Source organism: Pontibacter rufus (genome assembly GCF_015694705.1).
Lineage (GTDB): Bacteria > Bacteroidota > Bacteroidia > Cytophagales > Hymenobacteraceae > Pontibacter > Pontibacter rufus.
The window spans coordinates 37,127-53,476 of the sequence record NZ_JADQDR010000013.1; the positions used below are offsets into that span (position 1 = coordinate 37,127).

12 protein-coding genes are annotated in these 16,350 nt (G+C 49.3%); 7 read left to right on the forward strand and 5 right to left on the reverse strand.

Annotated features, from left to right (window positions below):
* Window positions 1-169: 169 nt before the first annotated feature.
* Together I2I11_RS18765 and I2I11_RS18770 are read right to left on the reverse strand one after the other, a co-directional pair.
* On the reverse strand, window positions 170-2,593 hold the full coding sequence (locus I2I11_RS18765; RefSeq protein WP_196269288.1) for a TonB-dependent receptor: 2,424 nt from the start codon (window positions 2,591-2,593) through the stop codon (window positions 170-172).
* Between the two features lie 416 nt (window positions 2,594-3,009).
* On the reverse strand, window positions 3,010-4,413 hold the full coding sequence (locus I2I11_RS18770; RefSeq protein ID WP_196269376.1) for a DEAD/DEAH box helicase: 1,404 nt from the start codon (window positions 4,411-4,413) through the stop codon (window positions 3,010-3,012).
* Window positions 4,414-5,119: 706 nt separating this feature from the next.
* Between I2I11_RS18770 and I2I11_RS18775 the strand changes: the two genes are divergently transcribed.
* From I2I11_RS18775 to I2I11_RS18795, 5 genes are all read left to right on the forward strand, one after another.
* Window positions 5,120-5,878: a YebC/PmpR family DNA-binding transcriptional regulator gene (locus I2I11_RS18775; protein ID WP_196269289.1), complete on the forward strand. Its 759-nt coding sequence runs from the start codon at window positions 5,120-5,122 to the stop codon at window positions 5,876-5,878.
* Between the two features lie 432 nt (window positions 5,879-6,310).
* Window positions 6,311-7,432: a CaiB/BaiF CoA transferase family protein gene (locus I2I11_RS18780; protein WP_196269290.1), complete on the forward strand. Its 1,122-nt coding sequence runs from the start codon at window positions 6,311-6,313 to the stop codon at window positions 7,430-7,432.
* A gap of 65 nt (window positions 7,433-7,497) precedes the next feature.
* Window positions 7,498-8,178 carry a hypothetical protein gene (locus tag I2I11_RS18785; RefSeq protein WP_196269291.1) on the forward strand — a complete coding sequence of 227 codons (681 nt, stop codon included), beginning with the start codon at window positions 7,498-7,500 and terminating at the stop codon, window positions 8,176-8,178.
* 231 nt (window positions 8,179-8,409) lie between these two features.
* Window positions 8,410-9,432: a sulfatase-like hydrolase/transferase gene (locus tag I2I11_RS18790; RefSeq protein WP_196269292.1), complete on the forward strand. Its 1,023-nt coding sequence runs from the start codon at window positions 8,410-8,412 to the stop codon at window positions 9,430-9,432.
* A 234-nt stretch (window positions 9,433-9,666) separates the two neighbouring features.
* Window positions 9,667-10,800, forward strand: coding sequence for a hypothetical protein (locus I2I11_RS18795; protein ID WP_230680419.1), 1,134 nt, complete (start codon window positions 9,667-9,669; stop codon window positions 10,798-10,800).
* 92 nt (window positions 10,801-10,892) lie between these two features.
* Here the strand turns inward: I2I11_RS18795 and I2I11_RS18800 are convergent, their stop codons facing one another.
* The 3 genes from I2I11_RS18800 to I2I11_RS18810 form a co-directional block, all read right to left on the reverse strand.
* Window positions 10,893-12,764, reverse strand: coding sequence for an ABC-F family ATP-binding cassette domain-containing protein (locus I2I11_RS18800; RefSeq protein ID WP_196269293.1), 1,872 nt, complete (start codon window positions 12,762-12,764; stop codon window positions 10,893-10,895).
* A 103-nt stretch (window positions 12,765-12,867) separates the two neighbouring features.
* Window positions 12,868-13,260 carry an SPW repeat protein gene (locus tag I2I11_RS18805; RefSeq protein WP_196269294.1) on the reverse strand — a complete coding sequence of 131 codons (393 nt, stop codon included), beginning with the start codon at window positions 13,258-13,260 and terminating at the stop codon, window positions 12,868-12,870.
* 126 nt (window positions 13,261-13,386) lie between these two features.
* The gene (locus I2I11_RS18810; RefSeq protein WP_196269295.1) at window positions 13,387-13,887 is read right to left on the reverse strand and encodes an RDD family protein; all 501 of its coding nucleotides are present in this window, start codon (window positions 13,885-13,887) and stop codon (window positions 13,387-13,389) included.
* Window positions 13,888-14,199: 312 nt separating this feature from the next.
* Here I2I11_RS18810 and murI point away from each other — a divergent pair, with 312 nt between their 5' ends.
* On the forward strand, window positions 14,200-15,015 hold the full coding sequence (murI, locus tag I2I11_RS18815; protein WP_196269296.1) for a glutamate racemase: 816 nt from the start codon (window positions 14,200-14,202) through the stop codon (window positions 15,013-15,015).
* A gap of 231 nt (window positions 15,016-15,246) precedes the next feature.
* Window positions 15,247-16,350 (forward strand): complex I subunit 1/NuoH family protein, encoded by a 1,104-nt coding sequence (locus I2I11_RS18820; RefSeq protein ID WP_196269297.1) that lies wholly within the window; start codon window positions 15,247-15,249, stop codon window positions 16,348-16,350.

Here is a 16,350-nt window from a genome sequence, read left to right on the forward strand (position 1 = left end):
ATGTGGAACCAGCGCTTCCGGCATGCGTGAAATTCAGGTTTATAAGTAATCAACCAAAACTAAGCTCAAGACAAGTATAAATGAATGACATACGGGCAACTCCATACTTTAAATCTTTTGTCCTTCGTCATACTTTTTTGTCCCTCTACTTACCTTGGTTTCACACCTGCTAGTTGCCGCCGGATTTCTGCTCTCCACCGCCGCCGCCACCTTGCAGGTCGTCGTTCTTAATGCCGCGCTTGTTTTTCTTGATGCCGCCCTTCAGCTTGCCAAAGCGGTAGCTGGCCGATAGATTAACGCGGCGGGCAAGGTAATAAGATTCCTGTTTCTGATAAAAGCCGTCGTATTCAATCTCGTTTACCCAGCGGCGGTTCTGCTGAAACGGATTGCTGATTGACAAACTTATACTGGCTTTCTCGTCTTTCAGGAACTGCTTGTTTACAGAAAAGCTGTTGTACATATAAGCTGCGGAGGAGCCCTGCAGCATCACGTCGGGCGAGTAATAGCCAATGTTGGTGCTGGCGCGCCATCCTTTCTCAAATTTATAGCTGATGTAGCCGAACACATTGGCAGTTATACCGCTGTTGTTGTAGAGCATGCTGTGCAAATCCACATAGTTGATGCCGCCATTCAGGTTAAGATTCAGCTTTTTGAAAAGTGTGGTATTGCCGTTGAGCGACAAGCCCGTTGTACTGTTTTTGCCAATGTTGCTATAAGTGGTGCTGGCCACCGAATCCGCCGGGTTGTAGGTGGTTAACCGTTGGATAGAGCTGTTGGTAAAGTTATGGAACAGGCTGGCATTGATGGAAGTGCCCTTCACAAACGTGTTGTAAGACAGGTTAAACACGTTGCTGGTGGCTGCATTCAGGCTCGGGTTACCGTAGCTGATATTTTTAGGATCGATTCTGTTCACATACGGGTCCAGGTAGTACAGGCTGGGGCGCTCGATACGCTGGGTATAAGACAGCCGGATAGTGCTCATGCCTTTCAGCATGCGCGAGAGTGCTACGTTGGGGATCAGATTCGTATAATCGTTTTTAGCCACGGTGCCCGATGATTTAAAGTCGGCATCCACAGATGTGGCTTCCAGGCGTGCGCCTACTTTCAGGCCCCATTTATCTTTCTTCAGGCTTACGGCAGTATAGGCCGCGTTGATGTCCTGGTCATGGGCAAAACTATTGCTCAGCGCCGGGTTGATAATATAAGCGTTTTGCTCATCGTCGAAGCTCTTATAGTAGTAATCGCTGGTGTTTTCCCGGAAGATGGATTTAATACCCAGTTCCAGCATGTGCTTGCCAAAAGGATGTACATAGTCGGCCTGCACGGTTTGCTCCTTTGCCTCGCCGTCATTATCCGTTCTGCCCCTGTCTTCGTTATAAATAAAGTCAGAGAAGCTGCCGTTGTTGCTGTCGTCATACTTATATGATAGGGTTAGCAGTTGCTCTTTGTTGCGCTTAAACGTGTGCTGATAATTGACACCGAACTCCTGGCTGCCCCAGTGGTTGGTGCCGTTGCTCGTCCTGCTGTAAGCACCGAGCAGTTGCCCCTCACCAGATGTATTGCGGATATTCTGTAACAGGTTGTTATGTCCGTTGCTGGTGTTCATGCTATAGTTTGCCGTAAACAGGTTGAGCGTGTCCAGCTCATAACTAAGCTCACCGGACAGGTACTGAAAGTGGCCGCTGTTGCTGCTGGTGCCATCCTGGTTCAGTATGTTCCCTGCCTGATCGCGGCGGTACAGGATACTTTGGTTGCTGGGCGAGGTGTAACTGCTGATGCCGCCATAGCCGGAGAAGCCGAATTTGCCTACCACTGCCGTAAAGTAGCCGCTGCCATAAGCGCCCTTGGGACTGCTGACGCTGGCATTGACAGAGCCGTTGTAGCCGTCAGTGTTTTTCTTGTGGGTAACGATGTTGATGATGCCGCCAATGCCCTCGGCCTCATACTTGGATGGCGGGTTGGTGATTACCTCGATGCTTTTGATGGAGCTGGCAGGCATGCTTTTAAACACATCCTTGGGGCTGTTGGCAAACAGCGAGGAGCTTTTGCCGTTGACCAGTACTTTGTAGCTGCCGCTGCCGTTCAGCTTTATGTTATCTTCAGCATCAACGGTGAGTAGCGGCACTTTGCGCAGCATGTCCAGCGCAGTCATGGTTTTGCTCTCGGGGTCGGCGTCTACGTTATAGCTGATTTTGTCAATATCCTGCGTTACCAGCAATTTCTCGGCAGTTACTTCCACCTCCTGCAGCTTGTTGGCGGTGCTCGCAAGGGAAATATTGCCGAGTTCTATCAGTGGATTGGTGGCGGAAAAGGCCGGCAGTTTTACGGTCCTGCTTTTATAACCCACATAAGTCAGCAGCACCTGGTACTGCTTATCGGTTGGCAGGCCTGTAAACTCAAAGGCGCCATTTTCCTGTGTAAAAGTGCTTTTGATAGCGTCATCCTTGCCCAGTTCCTGCACCACAACGGTTACATAGCTCAGGGGTTTGGCACTGGCCGAATCGATGGCAATGCCCTTAACGGTGCCGCTTTGCGCAAGGGCAAAGGAGGAGAGGAAGCAGCACAGTAGCGCCACAAACAAAGTTCGTTTCATGTAAATAAGATTAGGAAGTATAAAACTATTGATACATTAAGAATAATATCCTGATCTCTGACAGCCTGTGCTGCTCTGAAACGCCTTCGAACTTCTCTCTACTGTCTTAAAATAGCGCCTTCTTTGCCGGGATGCCCTGTAATGTGCATCAGCAACTGATGCATACGCTTTAAATATGTGCTTGCTAATATAAGAACTTTCATTTTAAACTAAAAATTTAGTTTAATTAAATTTAAATTAAAGTATAAATAACTTTATATGCCGTCACAATATACTGCTCGTGTTTAAGCCGTACCTGCATATTTTACAAAGCTGCAGCAGGGTTTCTATAGTATATTGAGTTGTAGCGATGGGCTTAAACAAGAGGAGCCGCCTTTATGTAAAGGCGGCTCCTCTTGTTTATAATAGATGATATTTTACTCCTGCGGCGGATTTTGCCGGTTTTGCTGCGCTTCAGGTGTTGCGCCTGCTGCCTTGTTGCTGTTCCGGTTGTCGCGTCTGCGCTTGTCATTTGCCGGCTGCCCCTCTGCGCGTGGGGCTCTTTCGCCTTCCGGGCGGGGCTTGTAGTTGGCCGGCTTTATCGGGCGGTTGTTATCTACGCTGCGCGGAGTGCCGGAACTGCCCGGGTTAGAACTTCTGCGGTTGTTCTGGCGGCCATTACTGCTGCGGCTTCCGCCGCTGCTTTGCCGTCCGCCGCGGCCACCACCCCGGCCATCATCACGGCGGGTCGGGTCGTAGGTCGGTGCTGCGCCAAAGCCTTCCGGTAACGGTAATTTCGGCAGCTCGCGCTCTATCAGTTGCTCTACTTTGCGCACGCGGTACATATCCTTTTCGTTCACAAAAGTAATAGCCACGCCTGTAGAGGCGGCACGTGCTGTACGGCCCACGCGGTGCACATAATCCTCGGCATCCTGCGGCATATCAAAATTCACCACATGGCTCAGGCTGTCAATATCAATGCCGCGCGACATGATATCGGTGGCCACCAGAATCTGGTATTGCTTGTTTTTGAAGCCCTGCAAAGCTTTCTCGCGCTCTTCCTGCGTCAGGTCCGACTGGATGCCATCGGCGGCAAAGCCCATTTTGCGGAGCGAGCGTACAATCTGGCTCACATTAGATTTGCGCGAGGTGAAGATAATCATACTTTGCACGTCCTGCTGTTGCAGCAGGTGCTCCAGCAAAGGCAGCTTCTGGTTGTCGTAAGCCAGGTATAAACGCTGATCGATGCCTTCGGCCGGCTTAGAGATGGCCAGATTTATCTGGGCCGGGTCCTGCAGAATCTGCTGCGCCAGGTCGCGGATTTTTTTAGGCATGGTAGCCGAGAAAAGCAGCGTCTGGCGGTTTGTTGGCAGCGAGCGCACAATCTTCAGAATATCATCCATAAAGCCCATGTCCAGCATCTTGTCAGCCTCATCCAGCACCAGGTAGTTCAGCTTGTCCAGCTTCACGTAGCCCAGCGCCATGTGCGACATCAGGCGGCCCGGCGTGGCAATAATAATGTCGGCGCCGCCAGTGAGGGCGCGTTTCTGCTGATCCCATTCATCGCCTTTGCTGCCGCCATAGATGGCAATAGAACTGGCCGACACATAGTAGCCAAAGCCTTCAACCTGCTCATCAATCTGCTTGGCCAGTTCACGGGTAGGTACCAGTACCAGCGTGCTGGTATGGTCGTAGTTGCCATGTGAAATCCGGTCTAAAAGCGGAAGCAGGTAGGCGGCAGTTTTGCCGGTGCCGGTCTGAGCGCAGGCAATCATATCTTTATTCTCAAGTATGAGCGGTATGGCCTGCTCTTGCACAGGAGTGGGCGTACGGTATCCCATCGATTCAATACCGGTCAGTACGTCGTCGTGTAAGTTAAAGGAACGAAAATCCAAAAGTCAATTAAGTTATGTTTTAACAATAAAGAAACCTCCGCCACTGAAGCAAAGCATTCCTATTCTAGGTAAAGATACAAAAAATATAGTTGGCAAGTGCAAAATCCGGGTAGTAGCCCGCTGATTTATGCGTATAAACAACTTTGCCACGCCAGCTGTTTACAAAAACCTGTGTACCAGCCTTCGCTGTGGTGTTGTGTGGCCTCCCTTGTTGTGCAAAACCAGGCCTGTAGCGTAGATTCCGGATCGCGGAAAGCCATGATTAAGGTAGTATGTATAGTTTTGTTATATTAAATATAGTAAAACTAATATGTTATAGCAACTTTTAGGCTGTCAGCGCGTAAATCATCAAAATAAGCTTTGTAGATTAAATAAACTATTTATTATGTATTCACGATGAAAAAAATCATACAAAATTCCCCCAACTTCTTTTTACTGGTGGCGCTCAACATTATCAATGCCATCTTTATGCTTATCCGTTAGGGAGCTCCTGCAGCACTTATATTTTTCTGGCTATACTTTACAAAGTAGCAGCCCTGCCTTTGGTAGGGCTGTTTTTTTATGCTATATTAAGGAATTCATACTTTACTTTAGCTTGTTATCTGGACAAGCGTAAAACCATCTTATTAACAGCACAACCATACTTACAGCCATGTCAGGACATAGCAAATGGTCAACCATCAAGCGTAAAAAAGGAGCCCTAGATGCCAAACGCTCCAAAATATTCACCAAGCTCATCAAAGAAATTACCGTAGCGGTTAAAGAGGGCGGCGGCCCTGACCCGGCTGCAAACCCGCGCCTGCGCCTAGCCATACAAGCCAGCAAAGCAGCCAACATGCCAAAAGACAACATGGAGCGGGCGATCAAAAAAGGCGAAGGCGGCGGGAACGATTACACCGAAGTAAGCTACGAAGGGTATGCCAGCCACGGCGTTGCCATTTTTGTGGAAGCCATGACCGACAACATCAACCGCACTTTCCAGAACGTGCGCACCATTTTCAATAAAAACGGCGGCAGCATCGGCACCAATGGCTCCCTGGAATTTATCTTCGACCGGAAAGGCGTTTTTGTGATAAAGAAAGACGAGAATTTTACTTACGACGAAGATACGTTTATGCTGGAAATGATAGACGGCGGCGCCGAAGAGGTAGATTTTGAAGAAGATGTGGTAACCGTAACCTGCGCCATGGAGGATTTTGGCTCGATGCAGAAAAAAGTGGAGGAGCTGGGCCTGGAACTGGAAAGCGCCGAACTGCAGCGGATTCCGAAAACCACGGTTGCTGTAGACGACCCGGACGCCGTGCGCAAGCTGCTGAAATTTATTGACGCACTGGAAGACGACGACGATGTGCAGCAAGTATACCATAACCTGGCGCTGAACGAAGAGGTGCTGGCCGAACTGGAAGCCTGATGTAAACGGTAAATTTAAAATTTATAATATTTTAACCGCTCAAAGCTACGAAGCAGATACCTTAGCTAAGTGCATTATTTGAGCCTCCACTGTTCGAGCGTTCAGCGAGTTTGGAGGGTCTTGATTCTTTTGCTTACGGGGGTAGGGGCCCTCTCTTTTTCTCATCAAGGAGAAAAGTAAGGCCTAGCCGGCGAGGCGAAAAGCTAAAGAATTGCTGTAAAGTTGAAGGAAACAGTATAGTTTGGAGAATCTAATAATTAAATTGACTAGGTACTAGTTTGTACTTATAAAGCCATCAAAGTATAAAAAGCGCCGTAAGCCTATAAGTTTGCGGCATTTTTGTTCAGGAGAAATAACCTTAGGACTTTTATGAAACTACCTTAATTCCCCTCTCTGGAGGGATCAAGGTGGATTTAAGTATAAATATAAAGTATGGCAGAACCTGTGTTTAAAGATTTACTGGTGCTGGAACTGGCCAGTGTGCTGGCCGGGCCAAGTGTAGGGCAGTTTTTCGCTGAACTGGGAGCCCGCGTCATCAAAGTGGAGAATGCGGCCACCAAAGGCGACGTAACCCGCACCTGGAAACTTAAAACAGAAGACGCCACCACAGATGTGCCCGCCTACTTTTCGGCCGTAAACTGGGGTAAAAGCTCGCTGGCGCTGGATCTCACACAACAGCAGCACCTGGAGCAGTTTTACACTTTAGCTGCCAAAGCCGACCTTGTTGTTGCCAGTTACAAGCCCGGTGATGCTGAAAAGCTGAGAGTCGATTATGCAACGCTGCAAAGTATAAATCCGCGCCTGATTTATGGCCACATTACCGGGTATGGTCCTGACGATGCGCGGGCCGGGTACGATGCGGTGGTGCAGGCCGAGAGCGGCTTTATGTACCTGAACGGGCAGGCGGACGGGCCGCCCACCAAAATGCCGGTAGCCCTGATAGATGTACTAACGGCGCACCAACTGAAGGAGGGACTGCTGGTGGCGCTGCTGCAGCGGGAGCGTACCGGAAAGGGGCAACTGGTACAGGTATCATTGCTGGAGGCTGCGGTTTCGGCGCTGGCAAACCAGGCGACCAATTACCTGGTGGCCGGCCATAATCCGCAACGTATGGGCTCCGGGCATCCCAATATTGTGCCTTATGGCAGCGTATATACCTCTAAAGACCAAAAGCAGTTGGTGCTGGCCATTGGTGATGACCGGCAGTTCCGGCGGCTATGCGGGGTGCTGGGTGCACCAGCGCTGGCCGATGATGCAAAGTATAGCAGTAACCACAACCGCGTGCAGCACCGTGCGGAAGTAAACGAGCAACTGCGGCAACTGATAGCCCTTCAGAATCGGGAGCCTTTGCTGGAGGCGCTTTACCGGCAGCACGTACCCGCCGGTGCTGTAAACACTGTGGCCGAAGTTTTTGAGCTGCCTGCGGCGCAAAGTATGCTGCTGTACAGTGCTTCTGCCAAGCCCGGCGTGCGGCAGGTAGCTTTTAAGCTGAATAATCAGCAGCCTGCCTCCCTGACCTCACCGCCCGGCTATAACAACCATGTGCCCAGCTGAACAAAGTATAGCGCAATTAGGTAAAATAGGTAATCTGAGGACTCACTACACTTTGTAAACAGGTTATGGAAGATAGATTAGATGACATTATAAACGGGCTTCACCAGAAGTCGAAAACCAAGCAGACCATCTACCGCAACACGCAACAGACTTTTAACCGCATGAAAGAGATCTCGCAGGCGTTGGTGGCCGAGCTGACGGAGCGCGTAACAAAGCAGGATGCAGAAGTGCTGATAGAATACCGGAACCTGAATGAGCACGAATTTCACGTAAAATTTTCCGGCGATTTACTGGTGTTTGTCATGCACTCCAACATCATCACTTTTCCGGATGATTCTGAAATTATGCAGAGTGTGTATGTGCAGGAAGATTTCCGCCGCCGCTTCTTTGGCCACATTATGGCTTATAATTTTATGGCTGATACCATCAAGTATAACCGCCTCGATGACCCAGGTTACCTGGTAGGGCGGATGCTGGTTAACATCGAGAATCATTTCTGTATTGAGGGCGTCAGGCAGCTGGACTTGTCCTTCGAGCAGGCCTCCGACATTGCCCGCAACGAGATAACTGACAAGACGCTCCGTGTTATTGTGGAAAGCGCGATGATTGCTGCCGTAAACAACGACCTGATGGGACAGGACATAAGCGAAATAGAGCGTATTACCCTCAAACAAAAACTGGAAAACACCCACCTGACAAGGCCACACAAACTCGGTTTCCAGATAGTGCACGAGCTGACAAACTAAACATCTCTGCCAAAGGAAGTATAAGATAGAAGTATAAAGCGCCCGGGCAGCATGGTCCGGGTATGCTTTTCCATACTTACCCTTTCCGGCAGGCTTCTGCAGCCGCTTTATAGCTGGCACAGCTGATGTAAAGTATACTTGTATTTAATTGATTTTCAGTAGGTAATAATATTGCTGTTCCTGTTTAAACCTCGTATACTATAGGCATAATGCAGCTTTCCGTAAAAGGCAATGGCTATACGTTTCTGTTATTCTCCAGCTAAACAACAATTGCTGACAAGGTATACTTATCAGCAATTCTATACCTTCGTTCTTTCCGGTATACTTCTGCTGCTGGCTTCGTTCAGCAGTTTTGCTGCCAAACCCAAGCCTTTCCGTACCAAAAATGTAATTATTGTGGTAATAGACGGGCCGCGGTATTCTGAAACATGGGGCAATGTGCCGGGCTATATTCCTGCAATGTCGGCACGGATGCGGCCGAAAGGAGTTTTTTTCAGTAATTTTCTGAATGATGCTTATACCTATACGAACGCGGGGCACACGGCCATCACCACAGGCATCAACCAGCCTATAGATAACAACGGCAACGAACTGCCGGCCAATCCTTCTATCTTCCAGCACTGGCTTAAAAGCACCGGCAAGCCTGCCACAGCCGCCTGGATTATTACCAGCAAGGATAAACTGAACATACTGGGCAACACCCTGCACCCCGACTGGCAGAACAAATATCTGCCTTCGCAGAATTGCGGTGTAAACGGTCCTGGAAGCGGCTACCGGGCAGATTCGCTGACGCTGGCAGTTGCGAAGCAGATTTTAACCAGAGACAAGCCTAACCTAGTACTGATTAATTTTATGGAGCCGGATGGCTATGCCCACGCAGGCAACTGGGACTACTATCTCAAGGGTATTTCCAGAGACGACAGGTACGTAAAACAGCTTTGGGACTTTCTGAGAAAAAATAAGAACTATAAGAACAACACTACTTTGCTGGTTACCAATGATCATGGCCGGCATCTGGATGGCATTGATGGCGGCTGGATAGAACATGGCGATAACTGTGCAGGCTGCCAGCATATAAGCCTGCTAGCCCTGGGGCCGGATTTTAAAAAAGGCAGGATGGTGGCAACGCAGTATACGCTGGTTGATATTGCGCCTACCATAGCCTGGCTGCTGGGTTTTAACTTCGAGCAGGCACAAGGCCATGTTATTCCGGATTTGTTTCCGAAGAAAAGGCTGAAAGAACTGAACCTGTAGCACAAAGCCGGTACAGCGCTCCTGTTGCAAACAGTTTGTGAAAACGGACATAAACCGACGGGAACCAGCCTGACAATGATGTGCGCTGCCACAGAAGTGCTTCGGATACCGGCCCTTTAAGTGATTTCAAATACTATTTAGGCTTAACATACCTCTCCCGTAAGAATCTGCTGCCTTCCGGCAGGTTTAGTTTTGGCGCTGAAACTGATTAAACGCAACCTTAAATTTTGAGAGATGTCGAAAGGGAAAGTGGCAGGAGCAATGCAACGTGTTATATCCTGTATTGTTTATTTGATTATAGCCTGCTGCCCTCAGATACAGGCATGGCCGCAACCTGCTATACTTTATTCTCAGCCGCTACCAACTCCTGCAGAAGAAAATGCGCTATTCACTGACGAAGAGGTTCTCCGCTTTAAGCTCACTTTCAATTATCAGGAATTGCAGAAAGACCGGGAAGAGATGCGCGTATATCATAAAGCCACGCTCACTTACACAGATACAGCCGGCACGCCCGTACAGGTAGACCTGAAGGTTATGGTCCGCGGAAACCGCCGCCGCGACCCCGCTGTCTGTAAATTTCCGCCCCTAATGCTTAATTTTTCCCGGAAAACCACTCCCCATACTGTATTCGAAAAGGTAAACAAGTTGAAACTGGTTACCCACTGCATCGGCGACGAGTATGTAATACGGGAGTACCTGGTGTATAAGGTGTATAATATTGTAAACGAGAAGAGCTTCCGGGTCAGGTTGTGCCAGGTAGAGTATGTGGATATGGAGGGCAAGCGAAAGCCGGAAACCCGGTATGCTTTCCTGATCGAAGATGATAAAGAAATGGCTAAGCGGCTCCAGGCGAAGATAGTACCTGATGCGCACGTAATCAGAATGGATCAAACGGATGCGTATGCCATGGCGAAACTGGCGCTGTTCCAGTACTTGATTGGCAACACCGACTGGTCGGTGCCATACCGGCACAACATAAAGGTTATAGCTGCGGACACCGCCATGATACCTGTTGCTGTTCCATACGATTACGACTATGCCGGCATAGTAGCGGCACCTTATGCGGTACCGCCTCCCGAACTGGGCATCAGGACTGTGCGGCAGCGGTTATACCGGGGCTACCATTTTCCGGATAAAACTTACAGGGAGGTAATTAATTTCTTTAACATACACCAGGCAGATATATATAGAGTATACACAGGCTGCACATTGCTGGATAAGAAGTACCTCAAGCAAACCCTGTCTTATCTGGATGATTTTTATGAGACAATTAACAACCCCAAGGCTTTTCGCACTGCTATTGTGCGGATAGGGCAGCAGAATCAGAAAAGCTATGTGGTAGTAAAGGGATTAGAAGAAGTGGAATAGCGAATAACTGATTTTGAACGTGAGCTAAGTATAAATATAGCGGTAAGTATAAAGGCAGCCCGGGGGCTGCCTTTATACTTAATAATAAGTTGCTACATCAATTCTGCCAGTTCCAGCCAGCGAAATTCCTTTTCTTCAAGTTGCTGGTTTATACTTTTCAACTCTATGGCCCAGGCCGCCAGCTGCTCATGATCAGAGGTGCCACCAGCGTTCATGGTATCTATGAGCGTGGTTTTACGGGTTTCCAGCTGCGAGATTTCTTCTTCCAGCTGCTCATACTCTTTTTTCTCGGCATAAGTAGCTTTGCGTTTGTCTGATGATTGTTCCTGCTTTTTTTCGATAGCGGGTGCTGCGGCGATGCGTGCGGCTTCTTCCTGCTCCTGTTCTTTCTGCCAGGTGCGGTACTCGCTGTAGTTGCCGGGGAAGTTGCGTATTTTGCCCTCGCCCTCAAACACAAACAGGTGCTCTACCAGCCGATCCATAAAATAGCGGTCGTGGCTCACGATGAGGAGGCAGCCGCCAAAGTTGAGCAGGAAATCCTCTAGGATGTTGAGCGTGATGATGTCGAGGTCGTTGGTCGGCTCATCCAGAATCAGGAAGTTCGGATTTTTGATGAGCACGCGCAGCAGTTGCAAACGGCGCTTTTCGCCCCCGCTCAGCTTGCTCACAAACGTATACTGCTGTGCCGGCGCAAACTGGAAGTGCTGCAGAAACTGGCTGGCGGTAATCACCTCGCCATTGGCCATTTCCACTACCTCGGCAATCTCTTTTACAATATCGATAACCCGCTGGTCGTCCTTAAACGTGAGTTCTCCCTGGGTATAGTAGCCAAACACAGTAGTTTGACCGGCATCAATGGTGCCCGTGTCCGGTTGCAGTTGCCCTGTCAGCATGTTCAGGAAGGTGGACTTGCCGGTGCCATTCGGGCCCACAATGCCGATGCGGTCTTTCTTCTTGAAAACATAGGTAAAGTCAGCCACAATTTTTTTGTCGCCAAACGATTTGGAAAGATGATCCACCTCAATGATTTTTCCACCCTGTCGCGTCGTCTTTACCGATAGCTCCAGTGCCGGACCGCTTACTTTTTTTGCTGCTTTTTCCTTCAGTTCCTCAAAGGCATCCACCCTATACTTGGCTTTGGTGCCGCGCGCCTTGGGCTGTCGCCGGATCCAGTCCAGCTCTTTGCGCATCAGGTTGCGTGCCTTCTCGGTTTCGGCGGCATCCATTTCTTCGCGCGCAGCTTTTTTCTCAATAAAATAGCTGTAGTTGCCTTTGTAAGTATAAATCTCGCCATTGTCGAGTTCTGCAATTTCGTTGGCCACCCTGTCCAGGAAATAACGGTCGTGCGTTACCATCAGCAGCGTGGTATTCTGCGTACCCAGCAAACCTTCCAGCCACTCAATGGTGTCCAGGTCCAGGTGGTTGGTCGGCTCGTCCAGTATCAGCATGGAGGGCTCTTCTATGAGCACGCGCGCCATGGCCACACGCTTGCGCTGACCGCCGGAGAGGTGTTTTATTTTATTGTCGAGGTTATGGATGCCGAGCTTGGAGAGGATTTGCTTTACCTTCACCTCAAAGTCCCAGGCCTGCAATTCTTCCATGCGCTCCATCAACTGCTGCATGTGATTGGCGCTGGTGTCCAGGTTTTCGAGGGCTGCCTCATACGCGCGCACCAGTTCCACCACCTCGCTTTGGCCCGAAAAAATAGTTTGTTGCACTGTCAGTTCTTCGTCCATTTCCGGGTTCTGACCTAAGTAGCCGATGCTTATACCTTTGCGGACGCTCACGCTGCCCTCATCGGGCGGCAGCTTGCCCGACAGTACGTTAAGCAAGGTTGTTTTGCCCGAGCCGTTTACGCCCACCAAAGCCACACGCTGACCCTGGCTTATGCCGAAGTTCAGGTTCTTGAAAAGCCACCGCTCGCCAAAACTTTTGGAAATATTTTCTGCTGATAAATAATTCATGGCGCAAATTTAGCTATTCTGCGCGTAAGCCACACGGTAAAATAAAAGAGGCAGGCCATTTGGCCTGCCTCTTTTATTTTACCGGAAAAGCGCTTCAGCTAAACTAGGGCCTTACCCTGTCGTGCTGCGGATGTACAGTGCGGTAAGAGGTGCTGGGTACGCGGTGTGTGGTTAATGATGCCAGAATAGAGAAGATGCCGCCTACTACATGCGGAACATATACCTCATCGGCAAAATTAAACATCCAGGGTGTCAGGGCCAAAATGACGCCAAGGCCGAAGTCCATCATCAGGTGCGATGTCATGGGTATCTTTTTGATAATGCCGGGTTCATAGTTGGTGCAGACTGCCTGTACCAGTACTATTATACCTGCAATCACCATGGTCCAGGTAGCAGCAGAGCTGTCTGCAAAATCAAATACCCAGGGGGCTATCACAAAAATGATTCCCACGATATAGTCTAATATGCCGTGAAAACGGGTTGGAATGAATCTCATATATTTGTCTCCTTTGTGGTTAATTTCCAGGCTTTTATACGAGATGGTTTTAAGAGGCGTAACAAAAAAGGTGCAATTTTTTATACTGATTTTTCGGAGGGAAGTACTTGCTCCGGTGGTAAATACTTACTTGGTTGTAACCACTGTTTGCGCTATGTAGTCGTGCAGCATCTGTTTGCGGCGGGTATTCAGAATCAGCAGAAAACCAAGGCACAGGGGCAGCGCAGAGGCAAATTTAGAAAAGTAACGCAGGTTGGCTTGTGCCAGGCCAATGCGGTTGCCCCGCACATCTGTTACTTCCAGCCCCAGGGTAAATTTGCCGATAGTAGCTTGTTTGGGCGAAGCCTCCAGCAGGGTATAGTATAGCCAGTGCAATACCGGAAAATAAAGGTTAAAAAACAGCGTTTTGCCGATCAGGATCATGTTCAGCAGGTTAAGGTTATTTTCCTGCCATAAATCCTTCCAGGTATACAGGTGCTCAGGCTTTTTGGCCATAGCGTATAAAAGGATAGTATACCAGAAAAAGAGCAGCGTTGTATCAACCAGGAAGGCGACAAACCGGTTTGTCAGGCTGCCGTATAGCGTGGAACGCTTCAGCAGGATAGGAGAAGGTATAGCAGTTTGCATTGACGGACCGGTTAAAAATAAAATAACAAATGAAAGCTGGCCTGGATGAAAGGAGTTACAGGGATGTACCCGACGAGGTGTCTGTTTTTAGAGCCGCAGCCCGTATTTAGTGTATTTAAATATACTTATATAGTTTAAAACAAACAAATTTTTAAACTATAATAATAGCAAATATATAAAGCATGGGGATAGCACTTAAAAGCTTAACTTTTTGATGTGCCTGAAAATTCAACCAGGCTGAAAATACTAGTGAACGGATATAATTTGTAAGTCTGTAGCGGGTTATTTGCTTTTTATATAATTTCGCTTCTGATGGTAAATGAACTGAAACAACGGCCTGTCGGCATTTTTGACAGCGGCATCGGCGGCCTTACGGTGGCGCAGGCAATTATTAATGTATTGCCAAACGAGCGCCTGCTATACTTTGGCGACACCGCTCACCTGCCTTATGGCGATAAATCTACAGCAGCCATACAATCCTACGCCATAAAAATATGCGACCTGCTGATTAAGCAGCAATGCAAACTGATTCTGATTGCCTGCAACTCAGCCTCAGCGGCTGCCTATGAACTGGTGCGCGAATATGTAGGCAGCAAGGCCAAAGTGCTGAACGTGATTGACCCCACCGTTGCGTACATCGGCCATACTTACCCCGGCAAAACCATCGGCCTGATTGGCACCAAGCAAACCGTAAATTCCAATGTATACAAGAAGAAGATAGACGACCTGGATGTAAAAATTACGCTGAAATCGCTTGCCACGCCCTTGCTGGCCGACATGATAGAGGAAGGCTTTTTTAACGATTCCATCTCCGAAAGCGTCATCCATGCTTATCTCTCTAACGCAGAGCTGAACGATATTGAGGGCCTTATACTGGGTTGCACGCATTACCCGCTTATCAAAAAGCAGATAGAGCAGTTTTACGAAGGCAAAGTAGATGTGCTGGATGCCAGCCAGATAGTAGCTGCACACGTAAAAGCGTTCCTGGAGCAACACGATTTGGCCGCCGAAAAGCGGAAAGGCGACCATCAGTTCTACGTTTCCGACTTTACCCGCTCTTTCGAGGAAAGCACCCGTATCTTCTTTAAACGCCAGGTACGCCTGAAGCATTATCCGCTGTGGGAGTAGGTGTGCGCTGTGCGAATTATAAGTTACGAATAGGAAGTGATGCCGCTGGCGCGGGTTTCCGGCCCGTGACTTTGTAGATACTGTGAGGCCCGGGGTATCCTGAGGGGCCGAAAATCCGGTTTACAACTATACTGCCACAATAGCACATTAAAACAGCAGCACATTAACCAATCTGCTCATCCCAAATCTTCAGATTAAACCCTTATCTTTGCTTAAAACAAACAACCGCGTATGCTTGCTTTTGTGCTCACACTTGTGCTTTTGCTGGGGATAGTCATCGTGCTGGCGTATGCAGAGCGGAAAGTGGCAGCTTTTATGCAGGACCGCCTGGGGCCGACGGAGGCTGGGCCGTACGGCTCGCTGCAGTCGGTGCTGGATGTGCTGAAACTGCTGCAGAAAGAAGATATTGTGCCTGCCGCCGCCGATAAAAAGCTTTTTAAGCTGGCGCCCATCCTCATTTTTGCCGCTGTGTTCGCGGGTTTCGCGGTGATACCTTTTGCGCCCGCATTGGTGCCGGCCGGTATTGGCATTGGCGTATTTTATTTATTAGCCATTATTTCGCTGGATGTGGTAGGCTTGCTGATGGCAGGCTGGGGCTCTAATAACAAGTATGCCATGCTGGGGGCCATGCGCTCGGTAGCGCAGATTGTTTCTTATGAAATTCCGGCGGGACTGGCCATACTTTCGGCCGTGATGGTCTGCCAGTCGCTGGATTTCCAGGAAATAAGCTACCAGCAGGGGGCACTCATCAACCAGTTTCCGGGTTTGGAGTATGATATGAACTGGCTGTTCGGCATCCGGGAACTGGGCATCAATACCACCACAATTGGCGGCATACTGACCTGGAACATTTTCCGGGCGCCTATGCTGCTGGTGAGCTTTGTGCTATACTTTATCGCCTCGCTGGCCGAGAGCAACCGTGCGCCTTTTGACATTCCGGAGGCAGAATCGGAGCTGGTGGCGGGCTTTCATGTGGAATATTCGGGCTTCCGGTTTGCCGTGCTCTTTCTGGCCGAGTATAGTATGATGGTGCTCGTGAGCCTGGTAGCGGTAGTCCTTTTCCTGGGAAGCTGGAACACGCCGCTCCCGAACATCGGCCCTGTCAGCCTGGCTTACTGGACGAGCGGCACTGTGGGAGAACTGTCAGGTATACTATGGGGCGCGTTCTGGCTGCTGAGCAAAACGTTTGTGTTGCTGTTTCTGCAGTTGCAAATCCGCTGGACGTACCCGCGCCTGCGTGTAGACCAACTCATGCACCTGTGCTGGAAAGTGCTAACACCGGTGGCGTTGGGCGTGGTTTTGCTGGCCGGCATCTGGCGGCTGCTGATGGTATGA